General features: G+C 38.4%; 11 protein-coding genes. 10 read left to right on the top strand and 1 reads right to left on the bottom strand.

All coding sequences use genetic code 11. From position 1 onward, the window contains the following. The first annotated feature begins 16 nt into the window (after window positions 1–16). From pheT to G630_RS0102280, 3 genes are all read left to right on the top strand, one after another. The gene (gene pheT / locus G630_RS0102290; RefSeq protein ID WP_026497608.1) at window positions 17–2,437 is read left to right on the top strand and encodes a phenylalanine--tRNA ligase subunit beta; all 2,421 of its coding nucleotides are present in this window, start codon (window positions 17–19) and stop codon (window positions 2,435–2,437) included. Between the two features lie 173 nt (window positions 2,438–2,610). Next, entirely contained in the window at window positions 2,611–3,834 is a 1,224-nt protein-coding gene (locus G630_RS0102285; protein WP_026497607.1) for a serpin family protein, read from the top strand. 21 nt (window positions 3,835–3,855) lie between these two features. Continuing rightward, a complete protein-coding gene (locus G630_RS0102280) occupies window positions 3,856–4,674 on the top strand; it encodes a hypothetical protein (RefSeq protein WP_026497606.1) in 819 nt (272 codons plus the stop codon). A gap of 26 nt (window positions 4,675–4,700) precedes the next feature. On the opposite strand, the gene G630_RS24955 is transcribed toward G630_RS0102280, so the two are convergent. Beyond that, on the bottom strand, window positions 4,701–5,075 hold the full coding sequence (locus tag G630_RS24955) for a hypothetical protein (RefSeq protein ID WP_196805729.1): 375 nt from the start codon (window positions 5,073–5,075) through the stop codon (window positions 4,701–4,703). A 220-nt stretch (window positions 5,076–5,295) separates the two neighbouring features. Between G630_RS24955 and aat the strand changes: the two genes are divergently transcribed. The 7 genes from aat (at window position 5,296) to G630_RS0102240 (ending at window position 13,153) form a co-directional block, all read left to right on the top strand. After that, window positions 5,296–5,964 carry a leucyl/phenylalanyl-tRNA--protein transferase gene (gene aat / locus G630_RS0102270; protein ID WP_026497605.1) on the top strand — a complete coding sequence of 223 codons (669 nt, stop codon included), beginning with the start codon at window positions 5,296–5,298 and terminating at the stop codon, window positions 5,962–5,964. 98 nt (window positions 5,965–6,062) lie between these two features. After that, entirely contained in the window at window positions 6,063–6,440 is a 378-nt protein-coding gene (locus tag G630_RS0102265) for a DUF1622 domain-containing protein (RefSeq protein ID WP_022759805.1), read from the top strand. A 9-nt stretch (window positions 6,441–6,449) separates the two neighbouring features. Next, a complete protein-coding gene (locus G630_RS23220; RefSeq protein WP_026497604.1) occupies window positions 6,450–7,016 on the top strand; it encodes a rhomboid family intramembrane serine protease in 567 nt (188 codons plus the stop codon). A 621-nt stretch (window positions 7,017–7,637) separates the two neighbouring features. Further along, window positions 7,638–8,906 carry a leucine-rich repeat protein gene (locus tag G630_RS0102255; RefSeq protein WP_026497603.1) on the top strand — a complete coding sequence of 423 codons (1,269 nt, stop codon included), beginning with the start codon at window positions 7,638–7,640 and terminating at the stop codon, window positions 8,904–8,906. A 377-nt stretch (window positions 8,907–9,283) separates the two neighbouring features. Beyond that, complete coding sequence (locus G630_RS0102250) at window positions 9,284–10,561, top strand: leucine-rich repeat protein (RefSeq protein WP_026497602.1); 1,278 nt, start codon at window positions 9,284–9,286, stop codon at window positions 10,559–10,561. Window positions 10,562–10,659: 98 nt separating this feature from the next. Continuing rightward, window positions 10,660–11,811, top strand: a complete 1,152-nt coding sequence (locus tag G630_RS0102245) for a leucine-rich repeat protein (protein WP_155831912.1) — start codon at window positions 10,660–10,662, stop codon at window positions 11,809–11,811. A gap of 97 nt (window positions 11,812–11,908) precedes the next feature. Beyond that, window positions 11,909–13,153, top strand: a complete 1,245-nt coding sequence (locus G630_RS0102240) for a leucine-rich repeat protein (protein ID WP_026497600.1) — start codon at window positions 11,909–11,911, stop codon at window positions 13,151–13,153. Window positions 13,154–13,160: the final 7 nt, after the last annotated feature.

The following is a 13,160-nucleotide window of genomic DNA, read 5'->3' as shown; positions in this document are numbered from 1 at the left end:
AAAGTGAGGTTGCGCAATGGACGCAAATTTATCATGGATTAAAGCATACGTACCGGATTTAAACGCAAGTGATCAGGAGATCCTCGATGCACTTACACTTTCCGGAACAAAGGGCGAGGGATTCCATCGCCTTGATAAAAACTTAGAGAAAATCGTAGTTGGTCAGATAGACAAGATCGAGCAGCATCCCGATGCTGACAAGCTTGTAATCTGCCAGGTTAATATCGGATCCGAGGAGATTCAGATTGTTACCGGCGCAAAGAACATGAAAGAAGGGGACAAGGTTCCCGTAGTTCTTGATGGCGGAAGAGTTGCCGGTGGACATGACGGCAGCCCGAATCCCGAGGAAGGAATCAAGATAAAAGCAGGTAAGCTTCGCGGAGTTCCCAGTGCGGGCATGATGTGTTCAATTGAAGAGCTCGGCTCAAGCAAGGACTTTTATCCCGATGCTCCCGAGGACGGACTTTATATACTTCCCGAGGACACTGAGGTTGGAGCAGATGCTGTGGAAGTTCTCGGACTTCACGACACAGTATTCGAGTTCGAAGTAACAAGTAACCGTGTAGACTGCTACAGCATCCTCGGTATTGCAAGAGAGGCAGCTGCTACATTTAAGCTTCCCTTCAAGGCTCCTGTTGTTAAGGTTGAGGAGACATCTGAGAAGGCTTCTGATTACATTTCAGTAGAAATTAAGGATGCAGACCTTTGCTCACGTTACTGCGCAAGAGTTTGTACAGACATCAAGGTTGGTCCTTCACCCGAATGGATGCAGAGAAGACTTGCTGCAAATGGTGTAAGACCTATCAACAACATCGTTGATATCACAAATTATGTAATGCTCGAGTATGGTCAGCCCATGCACGCATTTGATCTTTCCACAATTGCAGGAAACAAGATCGTAGTAAAGCGCGCTAAGGACGGCGAGAAGTTCATAACACTTGACGGACAGGAGAGAAATCTCGACAGCGAAGTTATCATGATCTGCGATGGCGAGAAGGAAGTTGCAATCGGCGGTATCATGGGTGGCGAGAACTCCATGATCACAGAGGACGCTAAGACAGTTCTCTTCGAGGCTGCTACATTTAACGGCCCCAACATCCGTAAGAGTGCAAAGAGAATCGGACTTCGTACAGATGCATCAGGCTTCTTTGAAAAAGGTCTTGATCCCAACAATGCTGAGGACGCAATCAACCGCGCATGCCAGCTTGTAAATATTCTTGGCTGCGGTAAGGTTACATCCGGAATCGTTGAGGCTAAGTCACCTATCAAGGAGCTTAACAGAATCAAGTTTGAGCCCGACAGAATAAATTCACTTCTCGGAACAGATATCGACAGACAGACAATGCTTGATATCTTCGCAAGAGAAGAGCTCGTATATGATGAAAAAACAAATGAGATCGTTGTTCCCAGCTTCAGACAGGATCTCATCGGTATGTGTGATATTGCAGAGGAAGTTGCCAGATTCTATGGCTACGACAAGATCCCTTCAACTCTTCCTAAGAACGCACCTACAACAGGTAAGCTTACTTTCAAGATGACAGTTGAGAAGACAGCACGCGAAGTCGCTCAATTCTGCGGATTCTCACAGGCATACGGCTATTCCTTCGAGAGCCCCAAGGTATTTGATAAGCTTCTTTTACCTGAGGATGCTCCTGAGAGAAATGCGATTAAGATTTCCAACCCGCTTGGTGAGGATTTCTCAATCATGAGAACAATCCCGCTTAACGTTATCCTTACAAGCCTTGCTACAAATTACAAGCGCAGAAACAAGGATGTTAAGCTCTATGAGATAGCTAATATCTATATTGCAAAAGAGCTTCCGCTCAAGGAACTTCCCGATGAGAGATCACAGTTTGTTCTCGGATTCTATGGAGATGGCGATTTCTTCACAATGAAGGGCGCTGTTGAAGAGTTCCTTGGACAGATTGGCATGGCAGATGACCTCGAATATGATGCTAAGGCAGGAAAGCCTTTCCTTCATCCCGGACGTCAGGCTCTTATCAGTTTCAAGGGTGAGACTATCGGATATCTCGGAGAGGTTCATCCTGAGGTACTCGACAACTACGGAATCGGAACAAGAGCATATATCGCAGTTCTTGACCTTCCTTCAGTTGTTCCGCATGCAAGCTACATGCGCGTATACACAGGCATTGCAAAATTCCCTGCTGTAACCCGTGATATCAGTATGGTTGTTCCTACAGCTGTAACAGCCGGTGACATCGAGAAGATGATCAAGCAGCGCGGTGGCAAGAAGCTTGAGAAGCTCGAACTTTTCGATATCTATGAAGGTTCACAGATTGAGAAGGGCTTCAAGTCTATGGCTTATTCACTTGCTTTCAGAGACAAGGAAAAGACTCTTGCAGACGATGAAGTAAACGCAGCTATGAAGAAGATTCTTAATGGCCTTGAAAGCCTTAACATCTCACTTAGAAGCTAATATTATTTTCTAAAAAATGATGGAAGCCTTCCCTCAGATAAATGGGTGGAAGGCTTCTTTATGCCCATAATCTATTTGCATAAATTTTTTTGATACCTGATGCAACATATTTGCCTCCCAATCTGTATATAGTATAGAACCTCAAAAACGCAGATTTATTCGGAGGATTTATTATGAAAAAGAATATTATCGCAGTTGTATTAGGACTTATACTTGCATCCGGTTTGTTCGTAGGTGCCGGAAAATATATTGCTTATTCTCGTAGACTGGTACCTGCTGAGCCTATGGCTCAAGAAAGCGAAACAGAGCTAAAATACAGTGAAAATAGCAATTCCTACGGAGTAACGGATAAAAAAGAATTTGATAAGAAGCTTGTTGAGTTTATAGAAGAGAATGGGTACGAAAACAAGAACTACATGATATCGCCAACATCTTTCAGAGCAGCACTTGCTATGTCAGTTGCAGGAGCTGATGGAAATACCAAAGAAGAACTTCTTCACGCGATGGGCTTTAACAGCATTGAAGAAGTAAATGAGTGGTATTCATCTGTGGTGGATTCTTCTGAAGAATCAGCATTTATTTCATCAAACTCAATCTGGAGAAATACTAAGGCAAACGGCAAATTTTTATCTTCCTACAAAAAGTATGTAGCGAAGCACTATGATGCTAAAGCAGAGGAAGTATCACCTGAGAAAATTACAAATAAGGTAAATGACTGGGTTAATAAAAAGACTAATGGAATGATAAAGGAAATAAGCAGCGACCTTTCAGAATATGATCTTTTGCTGATAAATGCCTTGTATCTTAAATCTTCATGGGTAAATAAATTCTATGAGGGTAGAACAGAGCCCGGTGATTTTAGGACCTTTGAAGGCAAAACAGCCCTTAAGGACTTCATGAAACAGCAGGAAGATTATAAATACTACGAGGATAAAAACGGAAAACTGGTTGTGATTCCTATGAATGGTGGAGTTGATGCAGTTTTCATACTGGGTGATATAGATGATCCCAGGGAGAAAATGAATCTGGCTAAAAAGGAGACAGTATCGGTCAGACTTCCCAGGTTTGAGACAGAATCTGAATTTACATCTTCTGAGCTTATGGGGTATTTGAACAGTCTGGGTGTACAGGATGCATTTGATGATAAAGCGGATTATTCAAAAATGTGTGAAGCCATGGATGTCCAAATAACCGAGATAATTCAGAAGACAAAAATAAAGATAGATGAAGAAGGTGTTGAGGCAGCCGCTGTTACAATGGTTGCAAAATGCGAATCCTGCGCCATGCCTGAAGAAAAAGAAATAAAGGAATTTAATGCAGATGAGCCATTTAAGTATATGATTATGACTCATTCGGATGATCCGGAATTACTATTTTACGGACAGATCGTTGAATAAAACTACAAGAAGGGTTTAGACATGAATGGAAAATTAAAAAGCTTTATATATATGATATTTGTTACGTTGATAGTTAGTGCATTTTTGCTTGGAATAGCAAATATAGTCACTTCAAAAATGATGGAAAGATATGTTGAGGTTCCGGCTTACATAACTGATGTAAGCTTCAAACATTCGCAAATACGTCATTATAATGTGAAATATTACTATACACTTCATTATAGTTATGAAGGGCAGGAGTATGAAGTCGAAAAGGTAAGCAGAATAGCTCCTAATGAGAATCTTGATAGAGCATGGCTTGATCCTGTATATATGAAAAATGTGGAAACTGTTAGTAAAGAGAAGCATGTTATATACGGATTTGTGCTCCTGGCTGTTTCCGCGATATTTGGATTTATAACAGTATTTATAACAATTTTAAGAAAGAAAATATCCAAGAAAAAGCAGGAAAAGCAGAACTATCAAAACTATCAGAATGATCAAGTCTATAATATGTTCTCAAGAAAATATATGAATGAACAGATAAGATCCATAAACTATGGTAAGTTTCCGATAGGGCCAATTATTTCAGGTATTTATGCGGCGGTATTCGCGTTTATGGGAACAATTACATCCATTCTTGGTGCTGTATTTACCAAAAATCCGAGTGGGGCAAGAATACAAATAAACGGAAGAATGTTGCAGGGACAGGAATCAATTGATGCAGCTATGAAATGGGGAAAGGTACTTCTTAGAGTTGGAAGTGTTGCATTCGTTGTGGCATTTATCATGGTGGTACTAACAGTTGTATTATTCACGCGTTATAATAATCAAATAAGATATCAGAATGACGCAATTTAAAGGGAAAATGCAAAGTAAGCGAATGATTATTGATCATTACGCTTACTTTGTTTTTTGGAATAATACTTTTTGACATATTTATAGATGGAATCTTTATGATTATCTGAGAGATTATCGTATGTTTCAATAATAAATGAAAGTTTTGGATCCTCAGAGTTAATCATATATTCAGGAGCGGAAGAGGAATCGCTGTTTGCTGAAGCTTTATTTTTTGAAGCATCTATGAAGACTTCCATAAATTGTGTTAATGCAGCGGCTTGAGATATGCCGGATTTTACACAAGCTTCTTTAAAACTGTCGGTAAGGTCTTTTTTTAATTTATAACCTTTTGTAATATAACCGACCTTTTCCTGATAGCGCTGAGACCATATTGTTTGATTTTTTGGATTACCTACAGGCATATTGTAATAACCTCCTATAGTTGTTATAATAAAACTAATCTGAGTGGAGCGATGCGAGAAGTTTTGGGCTCGCCCCACTCGTCGCCTTAATTAAGAATTACTTTTTTTCAGGTTCTGTGATTAGTTCTTGAAGATACGCCAAAATTTTTTCTTTTGGCGTATCTTCTTCAATTAATGTACTTTATATGTGATCTTTAGGCTTTTTGTGAAAGGGATATTAATGCCTGTATACAGACTTGATGATAAAAAAATCATGTTCCCCGATCCCCGGCTTGCAGAAGATGATGGCCTTCTTGCAATTGGCGGGGATCTTTCCATGGACAGGCTTATACTGGCTTATAGCAACGGGATATTCCCATGGTATACGGAAGGCGAACCGGTATTGTGGTGGGCTCCCAAGGAACGCTTTATTATCAGGCCTGCTAACATTCATGTGTCTCATTCAATGAGAAAGTTTTTCAGAAAGCATGAGATATCAATACGTATAAATCGTGATTTTGCAGACACGATGCACAGATGCAGGATCAAGAGGGAGTTCACAGAAGAGGGAACCTGGATAACCGATGACATGGAAGTGGCTTATAAGAGACTCTGTGACAACGGATTTGCGCTAAGTGTGGAATCCTTTGTTGATGGGGAGCTTGCAGGCGGTCTTTATGGAGTCAGTCTTGGCAAATGCTTTTTTGGTGAGAGCATGTTTTCTGAGATGGAAAACGGATCAAAAATCGCACTTATTCTTTTTTCAAAGGTTCTTGAAGAAAACGACTATGTCATGATTGACTGCCAGTTTGAGACAGAGCATCTAAAGAGCATGGGTGGGGAGATGATCAGCTTTGATGAGTATAGGGCACTCCTTGTGGAGGGCTTTGACCGAAAAGAGAAACAATAGGATTTTTTGATAATTTATTATTTTTTTATCAACTATTATTCATATGTGATGTTATAATTTTAGCAGAAGATGTCGGCATTTTAGGGGAGAATATCTGTATGGAAGAATTATACCTTAGCGCTGAAAACCTGCTTCGTTACATAGTTGAATTTTCAACCTTATTATTGGAATTCTTTGGCATATGCATTCTTGTGTATACCGGCTTAAAAAGCTTTTATCTCTGGATAAAAAAGGATGGCTCAATTAGACTGGAGCTAGCACAGGGAATTGCACTTGCGCTTGAATTCAAGCTTGGCGGCGAGGTTCTTAGAACAGTTGTGGTCAGAGAATGGGCTGAGCTCGGCATTCTCGGTGCTATCATTGCGCTCAGGGCAACGCTGACCTTCCTTATCCATTGGGAAATTAAAAACGAGGAGAAGGCTTTGCAGCCTACTCTCAAGGAAAGTCTTGAAAGTAAGGAAGAGCATAAAGTCTGACTTCATCTTATGAACACTTTTAATCTAATGACATATCCCGTGACATACGGGTTAATCGCAATTAATATAATCATTTTTATTCTAATAAATCGCAAGGTATTAAGCGTAGGGCAGCTTGGCTCGTCCTATATCAAGACGCTCCAGGAGAAGCAGTTCTACAGGATTGCTACAAGTGCCTTCACTCAGAAGGAATTCCTGCACCTTGCCTGCAATATGTATTCTCTTTATAACATCGGACGTGTGCTTGAATATGCACTGAAGTCCGATGTCTTTGCTGTATGCTATTTCACCATCATGATCGTGGGAGGTGCGATTTCCGCAAGACTTCATAAAAAGGGCTCGCCCTTTACTTTCAGCATCGGAGCCTCCGGCGTCATCTGCGGCCTCATAGGGATTTACATGGTAATTGCATTCTCTGTCTGGGGCTTTTCCGCCTTAACCTCCATGATTCCAACAATTGTTATTCTAGCTCTTATGACCACTTCCAAGAAGATAGATTCCATCGGCCATTTCACAGGCCTGCTCTGCGGCATTCTTGGAGGAATTGTGTTAGTGAATATCTATCATTTCGGATGAGCTTTCTAATGTTTTTCTGATTACCTTTAAGTGCCTGCTTTGTTGTAAAAAGGTAAATGTGGGCTTCTGATTTTTTGTGGAAACAACAAGTTCTAACACTAATTCCTGATTTGTTGTTCGGCCTTTCGCCAGGAACAATAAAAGTGAGTATTTCCTTCTGATTTGTTGTTAGGCATTTCTCCAAGAACAATAAAAATGTAATTTCCTTCTGATTTGTTGTTCGACTTTTTTCTAGAAACAACAAATGTGACTATATCATCCTGGTTTGTTGTTTGACCTTTTTCTAAGCACAATAAATATTGATAATGCTACTTGAATTGTTGTTTGAGCCTTTCTTCAGGTACAACAAAAATCGGTGCTTCTTGTTTATTTATTGTATATGATATTTGTTGTCACCAACTTGAAGAAGTTCTTGATAAAACCAAATATAGATAGTATCTGATTAGTCGCAGAGAACTTGAATATTGCGGAATATCTACTGTGTTTACGTTGGTACATTATTTTAAATAAAAACTATATATAACCTTTTGCTTAAAAAACGATTAACACGCTCATATGATAGAGGGCGTGTTTTATAATGGGAATATGGTTGACAATAATGATACTTAGGAGGTGGGTTTGATGAGGAAAATCAAGAAAATATTTTCCATTATTATCTGCATAGCATTGTGTTCATGTTTGTTCCCAATGGGAACAGCTAAGGCAGCTACTGATTTTAAAGCTAAAGTTACGTTTATCCAATTTGATGGTAATGGTGGACATACAGAAACTTCATTGGGTGAAGCCACTGTTGTTTTAAATAACGTAAATAAACCTTATGATACTTATCAGCCGGTAGACGGTATGGTAATACAGGAATGTACAGTAACAGAAGGCGATGGATATAGTCAAGCTGGTGTTGTAGTAGATGAAGGATATGACACTTTTGAATGTTATATGAATTATATTGACTTTACAGCAGCTAGTTGGCATCAAGATGATATTATTAACGCCAATGTAACGTTTAAGGTTCCTGATGGGTATAGCCCTTCAACAGTTAATAGAATATTTCAGCATACTTTAGGTGATAATATAAACGTGCAAAAAGTTGCATGTACAAGTTATACAGACTCAACAGTTACAATAAATGTAGATTTGTATGTTACAAGCCAAGATGGCAGTGCAGACCCGATAATTTGGTGCATTAGAAATGAATTACTTCTTGAGATGAAGAAGACTCAAGATATTAGTCAAAAGACAGCTGTTCTTTCAGCTGAAGAGTTCACCTACACAGGTAGTCCCATTACTCCTGAGGTTAAAATTGAAGGTTTAACTAAGGATGTTGATTTCACAGTTGAATATTCAAACAATATAGAGGTTGGTGAAGGCACGGTTACTATTACCGGAATAGGAGCTTATAAAGGCAAAATAACAAAAACATTTAAGATAAAAGCAAAGGAATACAGTAATTCAGAATATGTCGATGAAACGGGTGGAGCAAACTACATCCTTAATACAGATGCAAATGGTAATACAACCGCAATTTATACAGGACCAACAAATAAGAAATCGAAAAAGATTACAATTCCTTCAAGTATAACTCTTCCTGACGGAACAACAGCTAAAGTTACCCAAATAGATGCAAACGCATTTAAAGGTTCCAAAGCTAAACAGATTACAATACCCAGCACAGTAACTAAGATCAGTAGTAAAGCTTTTGCAGGATCTGAGGCAAAGAAGATTATAATTAAGACCGATAAGAAGGGAAATATATCAATTGGAAAAGGTGCTTTCAAGAATATGAAAGCCAAGAATGTACAGATTGTTATAAAAGGATGCAAAGGTAAAGCAAAAGATAAGCTAGTAAAGAAGATTAAGAAACAGGCACCTAAGGGTACGAAGGTTAAATAATCAATTATTGGAACAAGCAGGTGTTGTGCCTGCTTGTTCTTTTATATATACGGAATAAGACTTGGAGCTTTAATAATTGATTATCTACAGGACAAGCAGGCGATGAGCCTGCTTGTTTCTATATAAATATACGTTCTGAAGATATAGAAAATATAGATTATTCTTAATAGCCAATAATATAAGAATTATATTTTTATAAAATAGTCAGGCATGTTTCGTGACAACACAGAAGTCATTGACAATTCTTAAACCTTTATTGATTAGATAATGTGCGCAATGTCAAAATAAAATTATGGAAGTATCTCTGGAATCGTAATATCACCACGCATTTTGAGAATGTTTCAAGGATACTAGCTTTTGGACTAAGGAGGTGCTATATGAGAGGTCAAAAAATATTTTTAAAGAGAGTTTTGTCATTTGCTTTAGTTTCTGCTTTGTGCTTTGCGTTACAGCCGATGAGTGCTTTGGCAAATGATACAAAGGATACTTTTTCGGATGTTCCAATTATGGTGGGAACTGATGCTGGAGCTGTTGAACAGGGAAAAGCAACAATAAAATTAAGTTCGGGCATGTATTCAAGCCAAGTAACTAGATATGAATATCAAATAATATCGCATATCGGAAGCACGGTTGATGAGCTTGGACCCGAAGGACGAGATGTTACCATAGATAGTGGATATGATGTTGCTCAGGTATTTGATATTTATATCGATGGAATAACCTCAGATGCTTTACAGCCAAATGATGTAAGAGCGGCTATACTTACTGTGCCGGTTCCTGAAGGATGTACTCCAATTGGAGCAAAACGCGTTTTGAAATGGGGTAAAATTGGCGCAGCAGGTGAACCTAATACTGAAAGAGAAGATGCTGTTGATAATAAAAATGGTACTGTTTCAATTCAAGTAGCCCTGGGTGTTGGCATGGGCCAGAATACGGAAGTTACTATCTGTGGAGCTTCTGCTATAGAGTTCAAAAAGGTAAAGGATATCTCATCATTAAAAGATAAGGCGAAAGTTGTTCAAGATAAATATGACTATACAGGTAGTGCGATAACACCTGATGTCAGCATAGAAGGTCTTGCTAAAGACGTGGATTATACAGTTACATATAAAAATAATGTAGAACCCGGTACAGCAACTGCTACTATTACAGGTATTGGTGCCTATACTGGATCATTTGATCTGACTTTTATTATACAAAAAGAGTATAAAAATGAAGATATTACAGATAAAAAGTCGCAGGCTGAATATGATGTTAATACGACAAATGACGGAACAGTAGTTGCAACATTAAAGAAAACTACAAATAAAAAGGCAAAGAAGTATACTGTTCCTGAAGAAATAGAACTTCCAGACGGATCAAAAGCTAAAGTAACACAAATTGGGCCTAAGGCTTTTAAGGATTCTAATGCTACCCAGATTACTATACCTAAATCCATAAGTAAGATTAGTAGTAAAGCATTTTCCGGATCGTCAGCAAAAAAAATTATTATTAAGACTGATAAAAAACCTAATGTTTCTATCGGTAAGGGAGCTTTCAAGAATATGAAGGCTAAAAATCCAACAATACTGATTAAAGGATGTAAAGGCAAAGAAAAAGCTAAACTAGTGAAGAAGGTTGAAAAGCAATCTTCCAAGGGAACAAAGGTTAAATGAGTATCTTTCCAATAAGGAAAACAAAGTATTTTACCTAATGGAAAAATAATCAATTGATAAAGGTATCTAGATTTTATGAAAAGAAAGGACTGGTGTCTATGAAGAAAAATGGGTTAAAAAAATTCAATGCTATGGCCTTAGCTGTTACTATTATGATTGCTAGTATTGCTTTAACACCAGTAATGGATGTAAATGCTGCAACTTCTTTTACAATGGAGGGCAATGATGATTCAGGCAATCCATATTCTGCTACATTTGTGGCGAATGATACAGTAAATTATCATCACATAGATGATGCAATCTGTCCTGTTCATGAGGTTGTAATTGATGGAGTCGATAAGTGCCCGGGATCTTGGGAAGCTGCAAAGCAACATCTTCAAAGCGGTTATGATGATCTTTATTCGTATGTACCGCGTATAAGTCTTTATGATTCTGATTACGTGGGAAGATGTAATGGAACTCTTACATTACCTATTCCTGCTGGACACACGAAAGCTGATGCTTTTGAAGCAAAGATAATATGCAATTACCCTATGGGCACTGAAAGCTATTTTGATGTGGTAGAGCCATCAGAAGTAACTGATAAAACAGTTAGTTTTAAAACATATTTAGGAAATGTTGATTTTGGTAGTGGTTCTATTGAGTTAGTTAGCGAAATATTCATTGAGTATAAAACCCACACGCACACCTGGGACGAAGGCACAGAGACAAAGAAAGCAACTTACACCGAAGATGGTGTAAAGACTTTCAAATGCAAAGTATGTGGTGAGACAAAGACAGAACCTATCCCGAAACTTACAGTAAGTGATGAACCGGTAAAGGATGAGAAATCAGCCGCTGAATACAATTTAACAATTGCAAGCGATGGAACAGCTGAAGCAACCTTTGTTAAACCCACAAATAAAAAGGCAAAGAAGTATACAGTTCCGGAGGAAGTAACACTTCCCGACGGATCGACAGCAAAAGTAACACAGATCGGACCTAAAGCCTTTAAGGATTGTGGCGCGAAACAGATTACTATTCCGAAATCTGTAAATAAGATTAGTGCTAAAGCTTTTGAAGGGTCATCAGCAAAGAAGATTATTATTAAGACTGATAAAAAGGCCAAAGTATCTATCGGAAAAGGTGCTTTCAAGAAGATGAAGGCTAAGAATACAACAATCCAGATTAAGGGATGCAGTGGTAAGCCGAAAGCTAATCTAGTTAAGACTATAAAAAAGCAGGCTTCTAAAGGAACAACTGTTAAATAAATGTTATTAAGTAGGGTTCAAGATTCAACAATTATGTGTAGCGGCCTTATTTATAAGACCGCTACCTTTAAAAGGGTTAAAGAAGGAGCGATTACTTATGAGGAGTATAGTAAAAACGACTAGTTCAATTCTTTTGTCAGTTGCAGTTGCATTTTCAATGATGATAACAATGCCTGTACTTTCGTTTACGTCTCACGCAGCTGATACAGCTGATGTTGAGTTTGTTTTTGATGATTCTTCTAAAAGTGTTGGTAATTTTGTTCTTAAACCGGCATTTGAAAGCTATGACAAAAGCAATATACAACCCATTCGCTTTATCGGAGACAAGGATTATACGCAGGATTATATGACAGAAGCAGATCCAGGCTATGATGTTTTCTTTATCGACTGTGGACTGAGTGGGATAATTGCCCCCAATTATACAGATTTTGAGGAACATGATGCAGTGATGACAGTTCCGATACCTAATGGATATGCACCAGCAAGTCTTAAAATGATTCATCAGTTCCATTACAAGAATGGAGTGCTTTGTGATTACCCGAAAAAAGTGGAAGCAACCCAATATACTGATAGTACAGCATCAGTGCCTGTTAAACTGGTAGTTACTAATAAGAGCGATACAAATGATTGCCTCCTTACTTCACATATTTACATCGAACTTACAAAATATGTGGATATTTCCACAAAGACAGCATCTATTCCACAAACCGCCTATGATTATACAGGAAACCCTATAACTCCTGATGTAACAATTGAAGGTCTTACAAAGGATAAAGATTTCAATGTTACATATGCTGATAATACTGAACCGGGAACAGCAACAGTCACGATAACAGGAAAGGGTATCTATAAAGGATCAATTACACTTCAATTTACAATTAACAAAAAAGAATACAAGCAAGAAGAAGTAAAGGATGAAAAGACTGGCGCCAGCTATGAAGTATCAACCAATCCTGATGGGACTACTGTTGCAACTTACAAGGCAGCTACAAATAAAAAGGCAAAGAAGATAAGTGTTCCTGAAAAGATTACTCTTCCTGACGGAACAATAGCCAAAGTAACCCAAATTGCACCAAAAGCCTTTAAGGATTCCAAGGCAACTCAGATTACTATTCCTAAAACCGTAAATAAGATTAGTGCTAAAGCTTTTGAAGGGTCATCAGCAAAGAAGATTATTATTAAGACTGATAAAAAGGCCAAAGTATCTATCGGAAAAGGTGCTTTCAAGAAGATGAAGGCTAAGAATCCTACAATCCTGATCAAAGGATGTAAAGGCAATGCAAAGAAGAACCTCTCTAAGCAGGTTAAAAAACAGGCTTCGAGTGGTGCGACTGTTAAATAATAAGTTG

It is taken from the genome of Butyrivibrio sp. WCD2001 (assembly GCF_000424485.1).
Taxonomy (GTDB): Bacteria; Bacillota; Clostridia; order Lachnospirales; family Lachnospiraceae; genus Butyrivibrio.
The sequence above is the reverse complement of the archived record's forward strand: the minus strand, read 5'-3'. Positions and strand labels throughout refer to the sequence as shown.